At 74.5% G+C, this 19510-nt stretch carries 15 protein-coding genes; 7 read left to right on the forward strand and 8 right to left on the reverse strand.

Annotation, left to right across the window (positions count from 1 at the left end):
• Positions 1 to 39 precede the first annotated feature (39 nt).
• The 6 genes from ACZ58N_RS35905 to ACZ58N_RS35930 form a co-directional block, all read right to left on the reverse strand.
• Positions 40 to 1326, reverse strand: coding sequence for a sensor histidine kinase (locus ACZ58N_RS35905; protein ID WP_471168904.1), 1287 nt, complete (start codon positions 1324 to 1326; stop codon positions 40 to 42).
• On the reverse strand, positions 1323 to 3062 hold the full coding sequence (locus ACZ58N_RS35910) for a sodium/solute symporter (RefSeq protein ID WP_471168907.1): 1740 nt from the start codon (positions 3060 to 3062) through the stop codon (positions 1323 to 1325). Before ACZ58N_RS35910 ends, ACZ58N_RS35905 begins: the two co-directional genes overlap by 4 nt.
• Before the next feature lie 135 nt (positions 3063 to 3197).
• Positions 3198 to 3473, reverse strand: coding sequence for a hypothetical protein (locus tag ACZ58N_RS35915; protein WP_471168910.1), 276 nt, complete (start codon positions 3471 to 3473; stop codon positions 3198 to 3200).
• 215 nt (positions 3474 to 3688) lie between these two features.
• A complete protein-coding gene (locus ACZ58N_RS35920; RefSeq protein WP_471168912.1) occupies positions 3689 to 4573 on the reverse strand; it encodes a LytR/AlgR family response regulator transcription factor in 885 nt (294 codons plus the stop codon).
• 134 nt (positions 4574 to 4707) lie between these two features.
• On the reverse strand, positions 4708 to 5652 hold the full coding sequence (locus ACZ58N_RS35925; protein WP_389707856.1) for an SCO0930 family lipoprotein: 945 nt from the start codon (positions 5650 to 5652) through the stop codon (positions 4708 to 4710).
• 118 nt (positions 5653 to 5770) lie between these two features.
• Positions 5771 to 6790 carry a GDSL-type esterase/lipase family protein gene (locus tag ACZ58N_RS35930; RefSeq protein WP_471168914.1) on the reverse strand — a complete coding sequence of 340 codons (1020 nt, stop codon included), beginning with the start codon at positions 6788 to 6790 and terminating at the stop codon, positions 5771 to 5773.
• A gap of 494 nt (positions 6791 to 7284) precedes the next feature.
• Here ACZ58N_RS35930 and ACZ58N_RS35935 point away from each other — a divergent pair, with 494 nt between their 5' ends.
• The 3 genes from ACZ58N_RS35935 (at position 7285) to ACZ58N_RS35945 (ending at position 13886) form a co-directional block, all read left to right on the forward strand.
• On the forward strand, positions 7285 to 8739 hold the full coding sequence (locus ACZ58N_RS35935; RefSeq protein ID WP_471168917.1) for an amino acid transporter: 1455 nt from the start codon (positions 7285 to 7287) through the stop codon (positions 8737 to 8739).
• 10 nt (positions 8740 to 8749) lie between these two features.
• Entirely contained in the window at positions 8750 to 9205 is a 456-nt protein-coding gene (locus ACZ58N_RS35940; protein ID WP_007262967.1) for an Lrp/AsnC family transcriptional regulator, read from the forward strand.
• 85 nt (positions 9206 to 9290) lie between these two features.
• On the forward strand, positions 9291 to 13886 hold the full coding sequence (locus tag ACZ58N_RS35945; protein WP_471168920.1) for a hypothetical protein: 4596 nt from the start codon (positions 9291 to 9293) through the stop codon (positions 13884 to 13886).
• Positions 13887 to 13967: 81 nt separating this feature from the next.
• On the opposite strand, the gene ACZ58N_RS35950 is transcribed toward ACZ58N_RS35945, so the two are convergent.
• Both ACZ58N_RS35950 and ACZ58N_RS35955 read right to left on the reverse strand, forming a co-directional pair.
• Positions 13968 to 14261, reverse strand: coding sequence for a WhiB family transcriptional regulator (locus ACZ58N_RS35950; RefSeq protein ID WP_471168923.1), 294 nt, complete (start codon positions 14259 to 14261; stop codon positions 13968 to 13970).
• Between the two features lie 329 nt (positions 14262 to 14590).
• Positions 14591 to 15358, reverse strand: coding sequence for a GNAT family N-acetyltransferase (locus tag ACZ58N_RS35955; RefSeq protein WP_471168926.1), 768 nt, complete (start codon positions 15356 to 15358; stop codon positions 14591 to 14593).
• A 149-nt stretch (positions 15359 to 15507) separates the two neighbouring features.
• Between ACZ58N_RS35955 and ACZ58N_RS35960 the strand changes: the two genes are divergently transcribed.
• From ACZ58N_RS35960 to ACZ58N_RS35975, 4 genes are all read left to right on the forward strand, one after another.
• A complete protein-coding gene (locus ACZ58N_RS35960; RefSeq protein WP_471168929.1) occupies positions 15508 to 15636 on the forward strand; it encodes a hypothetical protein in 129 nt (42 codons plus the stop codon).
• Positions 15637 to 16119: 483 nt separating this feature from the next.
• Positions 16120 to 16749: a glutathione S-transferase C-terminal domain-containing protein gene (locus tag ACZ58N_RS35965; RefSeq protein ID WP_471168932.1), complete on the forward strand. Its 630-nt coding sequence runs from the start codon at positions 16120 to 16122 to the stop codon at positions 16747 to 16749.
• A gap of 177 nt (positions 16750 to 16926) precedes the next feature.
• On the forward strand, positions 16927 to 17730 hold the full coding sequence (locus ACZ58N_RS35970; RefSeq protein WP_471168935.1) for a carbon-nitrogen hydrolase family protein: 804 nt from the start codon (positions 16927 to 16929) through the stop codon (positions 17728 to 17730).
• A gap of 55 nt (positions 17731 to 17785) precedes the next feature.
• Positions 17786 to 19498: a flavin monoamine oxidase family protein gene (locus ACZ58N_RS35975; RefSeq protein ID WP_471168937.1), complete on the forward strand. Its 1713-nt coding sequence runs from the start codon at positions 17786 to 17788 to the stop codon at positions 19496 to 19498.
• Positions 19499 to 19510 lie beyond the last annotated feature (12 nt).

The raw sequence follows: 19510 nt of genomic DNA on the forward strand, positions 1-19510 counted from the left end.
CCGCGAGGGGGCGGGACCGGGGCCACCGGCGCACTCCGGTCAGAGCGACCCGCGGCGCCCGTCGTCGGGTCGCCCTGCCCGCCCCTCGCCGCGCCCGGGCCCCGGTCGGCCGCCGCCGGGTCCCGAACTGTGCACGCCCGCACGGTACTTGGGGATCCGTACGGTGATCTTCATGCCGGCGCCGACAGCCGTCTCGATGACCAGTCCGTGGTCGTCCCCGTAGACCTGCCGCAGCCGCTCGTCGACGTTGGGCAGCCCGATCCCGACCGGGCCGGGGCACTCCCCGGCCAGGATCCGCCGCAGCAGGCCCGGATCCATCCCCACGCCGTTGTCCTCGATGGTCAGGACCGCCTCCGAGCCCGCGTCCCGGGCGGCGATCGTGATCCGGCACTCCCCGGTCGAATCCTCCAGCCCGTGCTTCACCGCGTTCTCCACCAGCGGCTGGACGCACAGGAACGGCAGCGCCACCGGCAGCACCTCGGGCGCCACCTGCAAGGTGACCTTCAGCCGGTCCCCGAACCGGGCCCCCGCCAGCGCCAGGTACTGCTCGATCGAACGCAGCTCGTCCGCGAGCGTCGTGAAGTCCCCGTGCCGCCGGAACGAGTACCGGGTGAAGTCCGCGAACTCCAACAGCAGTTCCCGGGCCCGCTCCGGGTCCGTCCGCACGAACGAGGCGATGGCAGCGAGGGAGTTGAAGATGAAGTGCGGGGAGATCTGCGCCCGCAGCGCCTTGATCTCCGCCTCCATCAAGCGCGTCCGCGCCCGGTCCAGCTCCGACAGCTCCAACTGCACCGACACCCAGCGCGCCACCTCCGTCGCGGCCCGCACCAACACCGCCGACTCCCGCGACCCGTAGGCGACGAGCGCCCCCAGCGTCCCGTCCTCACCGGTGAGCGGCGCGAACACCGCCCACTTCAGGGGGCATTCCAGCCGCCGGCAGTCCGTCCGCACGCTCTGGCTGCGCCCCGACTCCAGCACCTGCGCGACCCGGTCCATCGCCCGCCGCTCGTGGTGGTCGGCGCCCGGACCGTCCCAGGCCAGCACCGACTCCCGGTCCGTCAGACACAGGGCCTCCGTGCCCAGCAGGGACCGCAGCCGCCGCGCGGCCTTGCGGGCGGCGTCCTCCGTGAGACCGGCGCGCAGCGGGGGAGCGGCCAGCGAAGCGGTGTGCAGGGTGTGGAAGGTGGCCCGCTCGACGGGCGTGCCCAGGTCGAGCCCGGACGCCCGCCCACCGCGCGCCGCGTGCCACCGGCCGGCGGCCCACCCCAGGCCCAGGAACAGCGCCCCGCCCACCGGGGCCAGCACCGCGAGCACCGCCCCGCTCACCGCGCGCCCCCCGCGCCCCGGTCCAGGACCACGGCCTCCGGCAGGTGCAGCCGGGCCAGGGAAGCCGCCGTACCGGCCGGGATCCGGGACCGGGTCAGGAGTGACACCAGCACCATCGTGAGGAACCCCAACGGCACCGACCACACCGCCGGCCAGGCCAGCAGTGCGTGCGACCAGCCGGTCGGGGCCAGCCCGACCCGGGTCGCCAGGACCGCGCCGAGCGCCGCCCCGCCCCCGGTGAGCAGTCCGGCGACGGCCCCCGGCGGGGTCAGCCCGCGCCACCAGATACCCAGCACCAGCAGGGGGCAGAACGAGGACGCCGACACGGCGAAGGCTAGCCCCACGGCGTCCGCGACCGGGACCTGCGTCGCCGCCACGGAGCCGGCCAGCGGCACCGCCATCGCCAGCACCACGGCGAAGCGGAACGTTCCCACCCCGCGTCGCGGCAGCACGTCCTGGTGCAGGACCCCGGCCACGGCCACGGTCAGCCCCGAGGCCGTCGACAGGAACGCCGCGAAGGCCCCTCCGGCCAGCAGTGCCCCCAGCAGCTCACCGAGCAGCCCGCCCAGCATCCGCTCGGGCAGCACCAGGACCGCCGCGTCCGCGTCCCCGGTCAGGGCCAGCTCGGGCGCGTAGATCCGGCCCAACGCCCCGTACACCTGGGGCAGCAGGTAGAACACCCCGAGCAGGCCGAGCACGACCAGGGTGGTGCGCCGGGCGGCCCGCCCGTCCGGGCTGGTGTAGAACCGCACCGCGACGTGCGGCAGGCCCATCGTGCCGAGGAACGTGGCCAGGATCAGTCCGTACGTCGCGTACAGCCGGTGCTCGCGGCCCTCCCCGGACAACAGCGGCGCCGACCAACCGGGCTCGGCGTCGCCGTCGGTGCCCGCGCGGGCACCGGGAACCACGGCGCCCGGGACGAAGTCGAGGCGGGTGCGGGCCTCGGCGGTGTGACCGCCGGCCGCCAGCGTCACCGGAGCCGCGGTGTGCGCGACCCCGTCGATCCGGCCCGTCACCGTCACGGTGAGCGGCGCGTCCAGTGACAGCCGTACGTCCTCGGCGAGCGTGACGGAGGTGTGCTCGCGGAACACCGCGGGGGCGTCGAAGGAGGCGCGCGGCGCGCCGTCCCCGGCCCACGCGGCGATCAGGAAGAACGCGGGCACCAGCAGCGCGGTGAGCTTGAGCCAGTACTGGAAGGCCTGGACGAAGGTGATGCTGCGCATGCCGCCCGCGGCGACGGCCGCCGTCACGACGAAGGCGACGACGAGCCCTCCGGCCCAGTGCGGGGCGCCGGTCAGGATCTCCAAGGTCAGCCCGGCCCCCTGCAACTGCGGGAGCAGGTACAGCCAGCCGACGCCCAGCACGAACAGCACCGCGATCCGCCGCACCGCCCGCGACTGGAGCCGGTCCTCGGCGAAGTCGGGCAGGGTGTAGGCGCCCGACCGCCGCAACGGGGCCGCGACGAGCACCAGGAGCACCAGGTAGCCGGCGGTGTACCCGACGGGGTACCAGAGCATCTCCGGCCCCTGGAGCAGCACCAGCCCCGCGACGCCGAGGAAGGAGGCGGCGGAGAGGTACTCCCCGCTGATGGCCGCCGCGTTGAGGCGGGGCCCGACGGTGCGCGAGGCGACGTAGAAGTCCGAGGTGGTCCGCGATATCCGCAACCCCAGGGCCCCGACGAGGACGGTGACCAGGACGACGACGGTGACCGCGGTCAGCGCGTAGGTCTGGTTCACCGGTGTTCCTTCGACGGGGGAGGGCTGACCGGAGTCTATGTACCGCCCCGTGCCGGGCGACAGGTACCGTCCGGCGCGATGCGGCGGGCCCCCCGGGGCGGACCGGCCGTCCGACCTCCCGCCCGGGGCGGGGTCTCAGAGGGCCGGGTCGCGGTGCTCCGCGCAGTCCCGCAGGGCGATCTCCAGCTCGACGTACGACTCCTCCGCGCGCCGGAACGCGAGGGTCAGGGCCGCCTCCGCGCGGGGCGGCAGCTGCCGGTGGGTGCCCTCGCGGGCCTCGTACAGGACGTCGGCCCAGCGGGCGGCGGCGCTGCGCAGCCGGGCCAGCAGGGCCTCGGCCTCGGCGGGGCCGGCCACCCGGGTCCGGGGCAGTCCGGTCAGCGCGTCCAACAGCGCCTCGATCTCGGACATGTCGCTCCTCCCGGCCCGGAAGATCCACGATACGGGCGGCCGACCGCGGATCCGGCGCTCCGCGGGGTCCGGTGCGGCCGACGGGCCCGGCGGATCGCCGTACGCCCGTGCCGGCGCGACGAACGGCACGCGGGCACGCCGGACGGTCGTACGGTCGCCGGGGTGCCGGGGCGCGACGGGGGCCGGATGCCGGGGGTCGGGGTGCCGGGAGCGGGTCAGCCGGTGGCGTGGCGCATCAGCAGGTCCCGGAGCTCGCGCGCGTGCCGCCGGCTGACCTGGAGCTCCGCCGACCCGACCCGGACGCTCGTGGTGCCCGAGTCCAGGCGCAGTTCGTCGATGCGGCCCAGTGCCACCAGGTGCCGCCGGTGGATCCGGACGAATCCCCGCGTCGCCCAGCGTTCCTCCAGGGTCGACAGCGGGATCCGGACGAGGTGGCTGCCGCCGTCGGTGTGCAGCCGGGCGTAGTCGCCCTGGGCCTCGACGTAGGCGATGTCCGCGATGGCCACGAACCGGGTGACGCCGCCCAGTTCGACGGCGATCTGGTCCGGAGCGCGGTCGGCGACGGTCACCTCGGGAGCCGGTCGACGCGGTCCCGGCGCGGCCGGGGGCCCGACGGCGGGCGCGGGGGCGGGAAGGGGAACGTGGGCGGACGCCGGGAGGGGGTCCGTGAGCGCCGGGCAGGCCGTGGGATCCGCCGCCCGCGGGGGGTCGCCGAGCCGGGCGCGGGCCCGGCGGACGGCCTCGGCGAGCCGCTCCGGTCGCACCGGCTTGAGCACGTAGTCGATCGCCTTGAGGTCGAAGGCCTGTACGGCGAAGTCCTCGTGGGCGGTGACGAACACGATGAGCGGGGGTCGGGCGAACCCGGCCAGCAGCCGGGCGATGTCCAGGCCGGTCAGTCCTGCCATCCGGATGTCCAGGAACACCACGTCGATGCCGTCGGGCCCCTCCGGGCCGCTCTCCAGCGCCAGGGTGATGCGGCGCAGCGCCTCGGTGGCGTCGCAGGCGCCCTCCGCGCTGCTCACCCGGGGGTCCGAGCGCAGCAGGTAGAGGAGTTCCTCCAGCAGGGGCTTCTCGTCGTCGACGGCCAGGGCGCGCAGCATGCGCCGATTCTACGGTCGGGCCCCTTTCACGGGCGGGGGCGGTCGGGCCCCGGGCGCGCGGCCGGCCCGGCGGGAACGGTGCGCGGCCCCGGCCCAGGGGGGAGGTGGGCGGGGCCGCGCGGTCCGGGGAGGGGCTACTTGACGGTGATGAGCTTCCCGTCGGGGGAGACGGCGTACCAGGTGCCGCCGACGCCCTGCCCGTTGGTGTCACCGGGGTTCTTGTCACCGGTGAAGGTGTAGACGGGCCAGCAGTCGACGGTCTGCTGCTTCACGCCGTCCGGGCGGTCGAGGACCAGGTAGTTCTTCTCGATGATGCCCTTGGCGTTGCCCTTCTCGACCGGGGGCACGGCCGGCCACTTGGCGAGGCAGTCGCCGGTGCACTTGGAGATCATCGGCCAGGCGGAGTCCGGCTTGAAGCGGTAGACGGTCATGCCCTTGCCGTCGACGATGTGGTCACCGAGCTTGGGGTCCTTGGCGACGGTGAGGGCGCCGGTGGCGGCAGCCGGGGCGGGGGCCGCGGCGGCGCCCTTCGCGGCCTTCTTGCCGTCGGGGGCGAGGGCGAACCAGGTGCCGCCGACGCCCTGCCCGTTGAGGTCGCCGGGCTTGGTGTCCTTGGCGAAGCGGTACGCGGGCCAGCCGCCCACCGTCAGCTGCTTGCTGCCGTCCTTGCGGACCACCTCGCCGAGCAGGGACGCGTCCGTGCCCGACGCGGCCGTGGCGTCGCCCGCGGGCACCACCGGCCAGGCCTTGGCGCAGTCGCCGTCGCAGTTCGAGGCCGGGGGCTTGGCGGTGTCCTTGTCGAACCGGTAGAGGGTGAAGCCGGCGCTGTCGGTGAGGACGGAGCCGAGCTGTTCGGTGGTGGAGGAGTTCAGCTGTCCGGCGGGCTTGGGGGCGTTGGCGGGGGCGTCCTGCGCGGGCTGCTCGTCGCCGTACGGGTCCGACGCGGGAGCCGGGGCTGCGGCGGCGGCTCCGGCCGGCTTCGTGTTGTCGGCCGCCTTGTCCGTTCCGCCGCAGGCCGTCGCCGCGAGGGTGACGACGATCGCGACCGCAGCCAGGGAAGTTCCGCGCTTGATGCCCATGTTGATCTCTCCCACGTGTCGTGTCTGCCGGGTGTCCGTCGCCGGACCGCGGCAACTTGTGGAGGACACGGGGCCGGGGGAGCGATCCGTTCAGCCCGATCCGTATGACCTGTTTCACTCACCCGCCGTCGAACCCGGCCCGCCGCAGGGCCGTGGCCACAGCGAGGCCGAGGACCTGGTGTCCGGCGTCATTGGGGTGCAGGCCGTCCGCGAGGTGCTCGGATCCCAGCAGGTCACGGCCCGGCAGCAGGGCCAGCCGGCCGTCGCCGGCGGCGATCCGGTCACGGGTGGCCCGCTCCATCGCGTCGCGCAGGGCGCCCAGGGTGGCGCCGAGGCGGTTCGGGGTGCGTTCGGCGTCGGGGCGCAGCAGCGGGGAGACGAGCAGCAGGGGGGTCCGGGGGTGGCCCTGGCGGATGAGGTCGAGGAAGGCGCGGGTGGTCTCGTACAGCAGCGGGGCCGAGTAGGGCACGCGGGACCAGCAGTTGGTGCCGAAGGCGAGGGTCAGGACATCGGCGGGGAGCGCGGAGAGCTGCTCCGCGGTGGCGAGTTCCCCGCGGGCGGCTCCCGCGTACCCGAGGTTGACGGCGTCCCAGCCCAAGGTCCGACCGGTGACGGCCGGCCAGCCGTGGGCGGGCCGGGTGGACCACCAGCCCTCGGTGATGGAGTCGCCGTGGACGACCCAGCGCGGGCCGATCGGGGCGGGCGCGAGGGGGCCTCCGACGCCGCGCAGGCCCAGGATCAGCGGGGACTGCGTCTCGGGCGGGTGCAGGGTGAAGGGGCCCGCGCCGCGGGGGAGTTCGAGGCGCACGACGGACTCGGCGGCCGGCTCGGTGAAGACCTCGCCGAGGAGCCCGTGCCGGTTCCACAGGGCGAAGCCGTGCGAGAGGTCGCGCAGCGCGTCGGTGGGGCCGGGGACGGTCGCCCGGTAGCGGACCTCCACGGCGTGTGCGGAGGGGGTGTTGAACTCCAGGCGCACGCCTATGGGGAGCGTGGCCCGTTCCCCGGTGTCCCAGGGCAGCCGCATGGTGTCCGCCGGGTCGGCGCGCACGGGCCGGCCCTTGTCCAGCCAGGCGACCCCGCGCAGGAAGGGCTCGGGGTCCTGCCACGGTGCGTCGGGGCCCGGGCTCGGTTCGCTCACTCTTCGCCTCCGGTCGGGTGCGGACGGTGGGTGGGGACGGGGTGCGGGTGCGGTGCGGGTGCGGTGCGCGGCGCCGCCGGGTCCGGGCGGGGTGCCGGGGCCACTCGTTGACCCGTACCCCGGAGTGGCCGGTTCCGACCGTGGTCGGCGTACGGGTCGCATCGGCGCGGGTGCGTCCGGGCGGCACGCTCCGACAGATCTGACGAAGTGTCAAGAATCGGGGTTGAAGTCCCTCGCGCAGTGATCGATCATCCGCGCGCAACAAAGGACCATCCCGGACAGATCCGCGCAACGATCGTTCGGCAATGTGCAAGGATGGTGCATTACGGGCGGTATCACTCAGCTCGTAGGCTCACTCGCTGTACGTGGAGTGGCGTGGACCGCCTGCTCGGCGGTCCCCCATGCCCAGACCGACTTTCCGTCGGCCTGCTCCTGCTCCGGACCGCTGCGGTCGACGCCTGAATCCCCACCCGCAGCATCGAAGGAGTCCCCCCGTGCTCGAAACCGGCCAGGCGCCACCGCTCACCTCCGAGCCGCGCAAGCCTGCCCATCCTTTGCTGCGCCGCAAGCCGGTCGAGCAACTGGTCGCCGAGGGCGGACAGGGCGAGGGCGGCTCGCTCCGCCGCTCCCTCACCATGTGGCAGCTGACGATGATCAGCATCGGCGCCACCCTGGGCACCGGCATCTTCGTCGTCCTCGGCACCGCCGCGCCCAAGGCCGGTCCCGCCGTGACGATCTCCTTCGTCATCGCGGGCCTGACCGCGCTCTTCTCCGCCCTGTCCTACGCGGAGCTGGCCGGATCGGTTCCGGTCTCCGGGTCCTCGTACTCGTACTCCTACGCCACCATGGGCGAGCTCGTCGCCTGGATCTGCGGCTGGTGCCTGGTCCTGGAGTACGGCGTGTCCGTCGCGGCGGTCGCCGTCGGCTGGGGCGAGTACCTCAACGAACTGCTCGACGGCACGATAGGCGTCACCATTCCCGAGTCGGTCTCCGCACCCCTCGGTGAGGGCGGTTTCATCAACCTGCCCGCGCTCGTCGTCGTCCTCCTCGCCATGGTCTTCCTGATGCGCGGCGCCAAGGAGAGCGCCCGGATCAACACGATCATGGTCGCGGTGAAGATCGTCACGCTGCTGCTCTTCATCGGCATCGGCTTCCTGGGCATCAAGGCCGGCAACTACGCCCCCCTCGCCCCGCTCGGCATCACCGGCATCAGCGCCGGCGCGGCCACGCTGTTCTTCTCGTACATCGGCTTCGACGCCGCCTCCACCGCCGGTGAAGAGGCCAAGAACCCCAAGCGCGACCTGCCCCGCGCGATCATGCTCTCGCTGCTGATCGTCACCGTGCTCTACGTCCTCGTCGCCTTCGTCGCCGTCGGCGCCATGCCCTGGCAGGACTTCGAGGGCACCGAGGCCGCGCTCGCCCGGATCATGACCGACGTCTCCGGCCACACCTTCTGGGGCGTCGTCCTCGCCGCCGGCGCCGTCGTCGCCATCGCGTCCGTCGTCTTCGCCGTCCTCTACGGCCAGACCCGCATCCTCTTCGCCATGTCCCGCGACGGCCTCGTCCCCAAGGTCTTCGCCAAGGTCAACCCGAAGACCGGCGCCCCCCGCGCCAACGTGGTGATCGTCTCCCTCTTCTGCGGCACCCTCGCCGCCTTCATCCCGCTGGGCAAGCTCGCCGACGCCACCAGCATCGGCACGCTCTTCGCCTTCGGCCTCGTCAACGTCGCCGTCGTCATCCTGCGCTACACCCGCCCGGACATGCCGCGCACCTTCAAGGTCGCGCTGTTCCCCGTCACCCCCATCCTGGGCCTCATCACCTGCGGCTACATGATGTTCAGCCTGGACACTCCGACGTGGGTGGTCTTCGGTGGCTGGATGGTCGCGGGCCTCGTGTTCTACTTCCTGTACGGCATCCGCCGCTCCCGACTGGCCACAGCAGAGAAGTGATCCACCCGCAGTGCGACTGAACGATCTCGACGAACGCATCGTGCACGCCCTCGCCGAGGACGCCCGCCGTTCCTACGCGGACATCGGCTCCGAGGTCGGACTCTCCGCCCCCGCGGTCAAGCGCCGCGTCGACCGGCTTCGGGCCGAAGGAGCCATCACCGGCTTCACGGTCCGCGTCGACCCCGCCGCGATGGGCTGGGAGACCGAGGGCTTCATCGAGATCTACTGTCGCCACAACACCTCGCCGGACGACATCCGGCGAGGGCTGGAGCGGTACCCCGAGGTGGTGTCCGCGTCGACCGTCACCGGCGACGCGGACGCCCTCGTCCAGGTCTTCGCCTCCGACATGAGGCACTTCGAACGCGTCCTGGAACGCATCGCGGGCGAACCCTTCGTGGAACGCACCAAGTCCGTCCTCGTCCTCTCCCCGCTGCTGCGCCGCTTCACCTCGGGCGCCCCGGCCTGATCCGCCCGCGCCGCCGCACCGGCCCCGCCGCCGGCTCCGTCCCCTCGGAGCGGGTCTGTCACCGGACCGTGTGAGGATCGGCGGCATGAAGATCCAGATCCGGCTGCCGGCCCTTCCGCGCACCTCGGTCCTCTACACCGACTGGGCCCGCGCGCACGACCCGGCGGCCGAAGCCGCCGCCGTCGCGCTGCTCGACGAGGCCCTCGGCGGCTTCCACGTCGCCCACGAGAAGCCCGGCCGCTTCCTGGACGGCCTGGAGCGGCGCGTACGCACCCTGGACCCCACCCACCTGCCCTGGTTCTGGGACACCATCGGCCACAGGCTGATCGACTGGCACCCGCGCTCCGCCGCCCGCGCCTACGCCCTGGCCCGCACGGCCGAACGCACCCACGCGCTCCCCGTCGACCCGGACCACCACCACGCCAACCTCCTCCTCTTCGCCCGCGCCGGCGCCCTGCCCGTCGCCGAGCTCGGCGGCCACCAGACCTGGCTCACCGCCACCCTGGACGGACCCGCCGCACACGAGGAGTACGTCGGCGTCCTCACCGCCTGGGCCGCCTCGCCGGCCGGACTCCCCGCCGACCTGGCCCGCCGCATCCGCCTCTCCGCCCGCGGCGCCGGGGCGGACCCCGCCGAGGAGGCCCGCGTCCTGGGCCTCGTCCTGGGCGCCGCCCGCGGCAAGGACGTCCCCGACCGGCTCCTCGACGCCGCCCGCGACCTGCTCGCCGCGCACCCCCCGGGCGACGACGTCAACGCCCTGCTCCTCGACCTGTTCCCCGAGACCCGCAACGACGCCTCCGGCTGGCTGCGGCTCCTGCTCGCCTGCGGCGCCGCCGACGCCGCGACCGCCGGACGCATCACCCCCGAGGGCGGCTTCGCCGCCTGGTTCGGGCAGTTCACCCGCCGCTACTCGCACCGCCCCGCCGGTGGCGGAGGCGTCCGCCGGCAGCCGATGCCCCCGGAACTGTTCGACCTGCTGACCCGCTTCGCCCCCCGGACCCGGGCGGCCGCCACGCCCCTGCGCCTCCACGAGGACCGCCACCAATGGCCCGGGCTGGACGCCGAACTGCTCGACGCCTGCCTCGCGGAGAACCTCCCCGTCGAGGACCCCGGCAGCGCCGTCGAGCTCGTCTTCCGCGACCCCGGGCCGCTGCGCGACCTGCGGGCCCTCGCCGCCGACCCCGTGTTCGGCCCACGACTCGAAGGCACCGTCCACGCCGGGCTGCGCACCGCCGGAACCGCCATCACCCGGCTCCCGCAGAACCCCGGCATCGCCGGCGAGGTCCGCAGCCGCATCGAGGACCTGCTCACCGCCCTGCGCGGCGGCGGCCTCGCCGCGGCCGACGAAGCCATGGACGAGCTGCACACCCTGCTCGACCGGCCCACCGCCCGCGCCCTCGACGGCATCGACGAAGCCCTCGGCGCCCTCGACCTGACCGGCCCCCTCGCCCGCGCCCTGCGGGCCGGACTCCCCGAGGAATGGGGCTGGCCCGCCCTGGACGACGCCGTGGCGGAACTCGGCGGACCGGACCGGGTCACCGGAGTCACCAGCACCTGGCCCCTCCTCACCGTCTTCGGACCCGACCGGGCCGTCACCGTCGACCACGCCGGCCCCCGCCACCGCTGCGCCTTCCGCCTGCCCGACGGCGCGACCTCCCACACCGTGCACCACGTCGGCGGAGAGTTCCTCGTCGCCTGGAGCACCACCCCCAAGGGCAGCTTCGGCGAGCACGCCTTCTGGGCCGACCGCCCCGACGAGGTCTTCGAACCCGAGGACAAGCTCGGCCTGCGCCGCTACGGCGGCATGATCCAGGGCGGCCTCGGCTACCACTTCGCCACCCCCGACGGCACCGGCCGCCACGACGGAACCCGCGTCCTGCGCCCCGGGGACCGCAGCGGGATGGGCTCCACCGATGTCCAGATGGGCGACGGCCAACGGTTCTGGGGCTCCGACGTCTTCCAGGGATGGAGCGGCTGGGCCCGCCTCGACCCCGTCACCGGCGCCCGCACCGCCGACCGGGTCCCGCCGGCCTTCCACACCGCCACCGGGCCCCCGCCCGGCACCGAACTCTTCGGCGACCTGCAAACCCTCGCCGCCATGCCCCCGGGCGCCCCCGCCTCACCCCTCGGTCAGGACGGCGCCCTCGTCGGGTTCCGCGTGCTGAACCACACCCCCCACCCCGGCCCCTCCCCCCGGGAGTTCCTCCTCGAAGGCGTCGACGGCCGCACCGCCCGGTACCGCACCGCGCGCTTCGGCCGCCGGCCCTGGGCGATCGTCCGGATGCCCCGGGGCGGCGAGGACGCCGTGCTCGCCGGTCAGGAGACCGTCCGCGCCCACGCCGCCGAGGACAACTCGCTGCTCTGGCAGGTCCACGGCTTCCCCGGCTCCGACCGGCGCCGCACCCCCGGCTTCGGCGACGCGGCCGGCCCCGTCCCGCCGCCCGCCTTCTGGCACTTCCTCACCCCGCGCGACGAGGCCTCCTCCACGACCCTGCGCACCGTCGACGACACCGCCGTACGGGAGCTGCTCGACGCCGCCCTGCGCGACGACCCGGCGCCCTCCCTGCCCTGCCCCCTCGACCCCCGCGTCGCCGAGGGCGTGGCCCGCGCCGCCCGACTCGCCGCCGACCTGCTGAGCCGCCGCCGCGAACTGACCCGGCGCGTCGCCCTGATGCGCGCCGAGCCCGCCGTCACCCTGACCGCCGAAGTCCCGGACACCGTCCTCACGCCCGCCCTGTACGGGCTCCTCGCCGAGCACCGCCGCCACCAGGGCCCCGTGCCCCAACCCCAGCCCGCCCTGCTCACCGCGGTCGCCGCCGACGGACGCCACCTGCGCCGGGAGATCGACGACGACACCCGCGCCCTCGCCCGGCCGGCCGACCCCGACGACTGGGAGGTCCTCGTCGGCGGCATCGGGGCCGTCGCCTGGCGGGCGGCCGTCGCCGGCACCCCCACCGCGGAACGCGAGGCCCTCGCCGCCCTGCTGGAGACCTGGAGCGGACAACCCTTCGCCGAGGCGGGCGGCGCCTGGCGCACCGGCCGGGCCGACCACACGGCCCTGGCCGCCCACCGCGCGGCCGGTCACACCCTGGCCTCCGGCGCCGTCCGCGGCGGGACGGCCCGGTTCCTCCAACGGGCCTGCGACCCGGCACCCGAGGGCGCCGAGGACTGCCGGACCTCCACCGTCACCGAGGACGACACCACCCGCCTGCCCCGCCTGCTCGAACTCCTCGCCGATCGCGGACCGGTCCCCGTCCCGCCCGCCGCGGTGGACACCTTCACCCGCCTGACCGGCGTACGGACCGCCGTGGCGGTCCTGGTCCTCGCCGGCTTCCCGGGCCGCGACCACCACGGCGAACACCTCACCCTGCTCGGCGCGGCCCCCTACAAGGTCAAGAAGCCCTTGATCGAGCAGTACGACGCCCTCAGCCGCGACCTCGGCGCGACCGGGAGGCGCACGGTGCTCGCGGCGGGCGTGCCCCGGGACCCCGCCGCGCTGTGGGAACCGGAAGGGGCCGTCGAGGCGGCGACCCGGATGGCGGCCGCCTGGACCGGCCTGCTGGGCGCCGCCGAACACGCCGACGAGGAGCTCGCCGCCGCACTGGACGCGGAGCTCGGCCTCGGCGACGCATGGGCCCGCGCCCTGCCCGCCGGCCGGGCCCCCGCCGAGGACCCCTTCGGCGAGGCCGGGTTCGTCCTCGTCGGCGACCGCGTCGGCGGCCTCGGCCTGCACCACGTGGGCCCCGACGGCGCGGCCGGCCGGGAAGTGAGGGCCACCGGGCCCGCCCACCGCACGGCGGCCTCCGTCATCACCTGGGCCCTCACGGAACTCCCCGTCGCGGATCCCGCCGCCACGGGCGCGCTCGCCCTGTACGAACGGCTGCGGGCCCAACTGGACGGACCCGACGCCCTCGTCCCCGTGGGCCGCTTCAAGGACCTGGCCCGTACGGCCGCCGCCGACCCGCTCTTCACCCCGTACCGCGGTCCGGTGCTGCCCTGCCCGCACCCGCTTGGGGAGCGCGTCACCGAGACCTCCACGGCCGTCGACGACGGACTGTTCGTGGTCGCCGTACCGGCGGGGAGCACCTTCGTCCGGGCCGCGGCCCTCGCCGACCCCGAGCGGCTGCTCCGGGCGGAACGGCTGGCCGCCGACGTGGACCGGCCCTGGCTGCTCACGGACCTGCGCGCACTGCGCGGTCTCCTGGAAGGGCTCGCCGGGCTCGCCGACCGCGCGGCCACCACACCCGTCCCCGCGGGCGGCTACGAGAACAACCCGGCCCTCGGCGTCCCCGATCTGGTCGCGCGCGCCGCGCGGACCCTCGGTACGGGCACGGACGCCGCCGCCCTGTACCTCCAACTGCTGACCCTCGCCCGGCCCACCGACCGCAACGTCCGCCGCTGGAACGGCTGGACGGCCACCCGGCACAAGGCCGCACAGGCGGAGCTGTCGGCGACCGGCCGCGTGGAGACCGCCAAGCGGGCCCGAGCGGGCCGCACGCTGTTCCTGCCGGGGCAGTGGACGGACCTCAAGGCCCCGCACCTTCCGCTGGAGAGCGCCAAACTGGCGGACCACCGGGTCTCCGCCTCGCTGAAGGACCTGCACGCCCCGCTCCTGCGGCTGTTGCCGCCGGCGCCGGTGCACGAGATGTTCGCCCGTGCCTGGGACCGGGCACACGCGTAGCAGGGCGGCCGGGGAAGTCGGTTCGGTGTGTGACCGGGCGGGCGTCACCGGCAGGGCTCACACGGGAGCCCGTACGGGAGTTCAGACGAGGGAGGGGCGGGCGGGGCGGCCGAGCATCGCGCGGCGCTCCTCCTCCGTCAACCCGCCCCACACCCCGAACGGTTCGCGGGTCTGCAACGCGTGCTCCAGACAGGCCGTCCGCACCGGGCAGGTCCCGCAGATCCGCTTCGCGGCCTCGTCCCGCTCCTCGCGCTCCTCACCGCGCTCGCCCGCGGGGTGGAAGAACGGGGCGGACCCCAGCTCCCGGCAGGCGGCGCGGGACTGCCAGTCCCAGTTGTGGTGCGCGGGTCCGGGCAGCCGGTGGACGTCGTTCATGACGGGGTTTCCTTTCCGTGGGTTGTCCTCCCGCGTGTGACCACTCGGAACCCACTGAAACCCGCCGTCGGGCGACGCCGCCCGATCGAGTCGATCGGAGGCGTTCGAGGGACGCGCCACGGGCACGGTCCGGCTGCTTCCACCGACGGAGCGGGGGCCCCGCCCGCACGGCCGGACCGGTCCGCCCGGCGCGAGTACGGGAGCGGGGCGGACGGACGAACGGCCTCTGATCCGCTGGGTGTTCACCGCCCCGGCCGGCCGTCCGCCGCCCACGCTCCCGTCCCGTCAGACGCTATGCCGGATCCCCGCGGCACTCAATGAAGGCCGTGTTAAGCCTTCGTTGCCGGATCGACGGGCCCGGGGCCGCCCGGAGTGCGCACACCGATGAAGACCGGTTCGCGGCGCAGGACGAAGCCCATGGACCGGTACAGCCGGACGGCGCCGGTGTTGGCCGCGGCCGCGTGCAGGAAGGGGCTGTCCCCGCGCTCCCGGACGACGGCGGCGACCGCCCGGACCAGGCGACCCGCCAGGCCCCTGCCACGGTGCTCGGGGTGCGTGCACACCGCGCTGATCTCCGCCCAGCCGGGCGGCCGCATGCGTTCCCCGGCCATCGCCACGAGCCGGCCCTCGTGCCGGATCCCGAGGTACGTGCCCAGTTCCACGGTGCGCGGCAGGAACGGCCCCGGCTCGGTCAGCCGCACCAGCTCCAGCATCTCCGGGACGTCGTCGGGCCCGAGCCGCACCGCCTCGGGCGCGGACTCGACGGCCACCGCCCGGCCGTCCAGTTGCACGCCCGGTATCGACGCGACGGTCTCCCAGCCCGGCGGCGGGGTCGGCAGCCCGGTCAGCCACACGACCTCGCCGGGCCCGGACAGCTCGGCGAGCGCCGCCCAGGAACGCGGGTCGTCCGGGTCCGCGAGCGCCGAGAACGGGTTGGCGTCGGGGAGGTAGCGGGCGGCCAGCCCGCCCACCGTGCCGGGAGTGCCGGACGGATCCTGGGGGGCGGCCCCGGCGAACTGGGCGAACCGGCGGTGGGTTCCGGTCAGGGCCGCCCAGACCGGATTGTCCAGCGGTGAGGGGGAGTTGTCGGTGGGCATGGGGTGCGGGGATCCTTCCGTCGGAGCGCGGGCCGCGGCGTCGGCCTTCTTGACGGCCCCCGCACGACGCCACGAGACTGCGGGGGACGGCCGTTGCCGTCAGCGCCCGCGACGGGCAGGTTATGCCCGGGCCCCGAGGAGCAGGTGACATGCGAGCGGTGGAGACGACCGGCACACCCGGCGCGGGGGCGTGGACCCCGCGGCGCTGGTGGCTGACCCGGCGCCTCCACATCGACCTGCTGCGCGTCTGCAGCGCCTTCGCCGCTCCGCCTCGCTGACCGACCGCACCCCTTCTCCGGCTCCCGTCGGGCTCCCGGGTCACGCCCTCCGCGTTCCGGCACCCGCCGGGTCGCGGGGCCGCCCGCGCCCGGTACTGGACCGGCTCGCGGCCCGGGCCACCGGCGGGCCCGGACGCGCCCCTGGTGCCCCGGTCGCGCCGGCGCGAAGGAGCACGCCACCCGGCGGGCCCGGACTGCCACCCGGTCGCGCACGTCCGGTCGCCCTGCGACGGGCGCGTCCCGACGGGGCGTGCCCCGGCCGGCCCCGGGGGTTCCGCCCGCCCGCGTCCGTCCGCCCGTCCGGTTCCGTTCCGACCTGCCCTGCCCGCTCGCCCGCCCGCGTGCGTCCGTGTCCGTCCCGCCCGATCCCCCCGCTGCGGCCCGCACCACCCGCACACCCGTCCGTGTCCGTCCCGCCACGTCCAGGTCCCCGCCACGTCCAGGCCCGCCCCGGTCAGGGGCAGGGCAACAGGAGATGTCGTCATGGTTCCGATGCTCATGCCCCGCACCGCCCCCGTGCCGGCTCCGCGCGGCCGGATCGGCTCCGGGTTCTCCCCGGCCCCGCACCGCTACCACCTGTACCTCTCCACCGGCTGTCCCCGCTCCCTGCGGGTCCGCACGGCCCTCGCCCTGCTGGGGCTGACCGGCTGCGTCGGCACCACCCTGCTCGGCCCGCCCGCCACCCACGCCGCCCTGCGCCGGGCCTACGAAGCCGCCGGGCACCACTACGACGGCGCCCTCGCCGTACCCGCCCTGTGCGACACCTGGAGCGGCCGTGTCGTCAGCAACCACACCCCCGACATCCTCGACGACCTCGCCGTCCGGCTCGCCGGCCGCCCCGACCTGAGCCCGCCCGTCCCCGCACGCCACGCCGAGGCCCTCCGGACCCTCCTCGACGGGGCCGCGCCGCCCGCCGGGCGGTCCGCCGCCCTGGACCTCATCGACCGCCGGCTCGCCCTGCACCCGTACGCTCTGGGGGACCGGCCGACCCTCGCCGACGTGGACCTGTGGGTCGCCCTCCTCGACCCGACCGTGCTGTCCGCCGCGGGGCCGCACGCCCGGTCCTACGCACGTCGGCTGCGGGCCCACCCGGCCTTCGGCGCGGCAGCCTGACCGGCGGGTTCGGCGACCTGCGGGCGTCCGGGGAGGGGCGCGCGCAACGAATCGCCGTACGGGCCGTCGAACGCGCAACGAATCGATGCGTCCAGCGCAACGGTGACGGCTTGTCGCGGTCGAACGCGCGAACGTACCGTGTTACGACCCCACCCCACCTGTCACAGAGGTACGCCCATGCCCCCGCTGCGCACCGCCCTCCTCCAGAGCTCCGGACGGCTCGGCGACACCGCCGAGAACCTGAAGGAGCTCGACGAGGTCGCGGCGCGCGCCGCACAGGGCGGGGCCGGGCTCCTCGTGACCTCGGAGATGTTCCTGACCGGCTACGCGCTGGACCTCCAGGACGTCCCCGGTCTCGCCGAAGCGGCCGACGGCCCGTCCGCCGTCGCCGTCGGCGAGATCGCCCGCCGCCACGGACTGGCCGTCCTGTACGGCTACCCGGAGCTGGCGGCCGACGGGGCGGTCTTCAACGCGGCGCAGCTCATCGGCCCCGACGGGACCGCGCTCGCGAACTACCGCAAGACCCACCTCTTCGGCGGCTTCGAGCGGGACGCCTTCACCCCCGGCGACGTCCCCGTCGTCCAGGCGGACCTGCACGGCCTCCGCGTCGGCATCATGATCTGCTACGACGTGGAGTTCCCCGAGAACGTCCGGGCGCACGCGCTCGCCGGAACGGACCTCCTCCTGGTTCCGACCGCGCAGATGCACCCGTTCCAGTTCGTCGCCGAACAGCTGGTCCCCGTCCGGGCCTTCGAGAACCAGATGTACATCGCGTACGTCAACCGGACCGGCCCCGAGGGCGAGTTCGAGTTCGTCGGCCTCAGCTGCCTCGCGAGTCCCGACGGGGTCACCCGCACCCGCGCCGGCCGCGGCCGGGAACTCGCCTTCGCGGAGGTCGACCCCGAGCTGCTGGCGGCCTCGCGCGAGACCAACCCGTACCTGCGCGACCGCCGTCCCGGGCTCTACGCCTCCCTCGTCTGACCTCCCCCTTTTTCTTCCCGCCCTGCCTGCTCAGCCCGCAAGGAGACGTACCCCCATGACGTCCACGGTGCCCACCACCGCCGTCCCGCACAGCGACGGCCAGCCCCCGATCACCATGTTCGGGCCGGACTTCCCGTACGCCTACGACGACTTCCTCGCCCACCCGGCGGGCCTGGGCCAGATACCGGCGACCGAGCTCGGCACCGAGGTCGCCGTCATCGGCGGCGGGCTGTCCGGCATCATCTCCGCCTACGAGCTGATGAAGATGGGCCTCAAGCCCGTCGTGTACGAGGCCGACCAGATCGGCGGCCGGCTGCGCACCGTCGGCTTCGAGGGCGCCGGCACCGAGGAGCTGACCGCGGAGATGGGCGCCATGCGCTTCCCGCCGTCCTCCACCGCGCTCCAGCACTACATCGACCTCGTCGGCCTCGTCACCGAGCCCTTCCCGAACCCGCTCGCCGAGGCCACCCCCTCGACGGTCGTCGACCTCAAGGGCGAGACCCACTACGCCGAGACCATCGCCGACCTCCCGCAGGTCTACCGCGACGTGGCCGCCGCGTGGAACGCCTGCCTCGACGAGGGCGCCGACTTCTCCGACATGAACACCGCGATGCGCGAGCGGGACGTCCCGCGCATCCGCGAGATCTGGGCGAAGCTCGTCGAGAAGCTCGACGACGAGACCTTCTACGGCTTCCTCTGCAAGTCCGAGGCCTTCCAGTCGTTCCGCAAGCGCGAGATCTTCGGCCAGGTCGGCTTCGGCACCGGAGGCTGGGACACCGACTTCCCGAACTCCATCCTGGAGATCCTCCGCGTCGTCTACACCGAGGCCGACGACCACCACCGCGGCATCGTCGGCGGCTCGCAGCAGCTCCCGCTGCGCCTGTGGGAGCGCGAGCCCGAGAAGATCGTCCACTGGGCCCAGGGGACCTCGCTGTCCACGCTGCACGACGGCACCCCGCGCCCGGCGGTCACCCGCCTCCACCGCACCGCCGGCAACCGGATCACGGTCACGGACGCGTCCGGCGACATCCGCACCTACCGCGCCGCGATCTTCACGGCCCAGTCCTGGATGCTGCTCTCCAAGATCGCCTGTGACGACACGCTGTTCCCGATCGACCACTGGACGGCGATCGAGCGCACCCACTACATGGAGTCCAGCAAGCTCTTCATCCCGGTCGACCGCCCCTTCTGGCTCGACAAGGCCGTCGACGACCAGGGGAACCCGACCGGCCGCGACGTCATGTCGATGACCCTGACGGACCGCATGACCCGCGGCACCTACCTGCTGGACAACGGCCCGGACAAGCCCGCCGTCATCTGCCTCTCGTACACCTGGTGCGACGACAGCCTGAAGTGGCTGCCGTTGTCCGCGAACGAGCGGATGGAGGTCATGCTGAAGTCCCTCGGCGAGATCTACCCCAAGGTCGACATCCGCCGCCACATCATCGGCAACCCGGTGACCGTGTCCTGGGAGAACGAGCCCTACTTCATGGGCGCGTTCAAGGCCAACCTGCCGGGCCACTACCGCTACCAGCGGCGCCTGTTCACCCACTTCATACAGGACCGCCTCCCCGAGGACAAGCGCGGCATCTTCCTCGCGGGCGACGACATCTCCTGGACGGCCGGCTGGGCCGAGGGCGCCGTCCAGACCGCCCTGAACGCGGTGTGGGGCGTCATGCACCACCTCGGCGGCTCCACGGACGCCACGAACCCGGGCCCGGGCGACGTCTACGACGAGATCTCCCCGGTCGAACTCCCGGAGGACTGACCCTCCCGGCAC

The sequence above is a fragment of the Streptomyces sp. NPDC040432 genome (genome assembly GCF_055595445.1).

What these genes read in the sequence shown, in the direction of transcription:
- ACZ58N_RS35920 (WP_471168912.1), bottom strand. Translation starts at nt 4,573, where the DNA reads ATGCTGCGCGCCCTGGCCGTCGACGACGAGAAGCCCCTGCTGGAGGAA.
- ACZ58N_RS35955 (WP_471168926.1), bottom strand. Translation starts at nt 15,358, where the DNA reads ATGCCCACCGACAACTCCCCCTCACCGCTGGACAATCCGGTCTGGGCG.
- ACZ58N_RS35965 (WP_471168932.1), top strand. Translation starts at nt 16,120, where the DNA reads ATGGTTCCGATGCTCATGCCCCGCACCGCCCCCGTGCCGGCTCCGCGC.
- ACZ58N_RS35950 (WP_471168923.1), bottom strand. Translation starts at nt 14,261, where the DNA reads ATGAACGACGTCCACCGGCTGCCCGGACCCGCGCACCACAACTGGGAC.
- ACZ58N_RS35945 (WP_471168920.1), top strand. Translation starts at nt 9,291, where the DNA reads ATGAAGATCCAGATCCGGCTGCCGGCCCTTCCGCGCACCTCGGTCCTC.
- ACZ58N_RS35915 (WP_471168910.1), bottom strand. Translation starts at nt 3,473, where the DNA reads ATGTCCGAGATCGAGGCGCTGTTGGACGCGCTGACCGGACTGCCCCGG.
- ACZ58N_RS35975 (WP_471168937.1), top strand. Translation starts at nt 17,786, where the DNA reads ATGACGTCCACGGTGCCCACCACCGCCGTCCCGCACAGCGACGGCCAG.
- ACZ58N_RS35960 (WP_471168929.1), top strand. Translation starts at nt 15,508, where the DNA reads ATGCGAGCGGTGGAGACGACCGGCACACCCGGCGCGGGGGCGTGGACC.
- ACZ58N_RS35925 (WP_389707856.1), bottom strand. Translation starts at nt 5,652, where the DNA reads ATGGGCATCAAGCGCGGAACTTCCCTGGCTGCGGTCGCGATCGTCGTC.
- ACZ58N_RS35970 (WP_471168935.1), top strand. Translation starts at nt 16,927, where the DNA reads ATGCCCCCGCTGCGCACCGCCCTCCTCCAGAGCTCCGGACGGCTCGGC.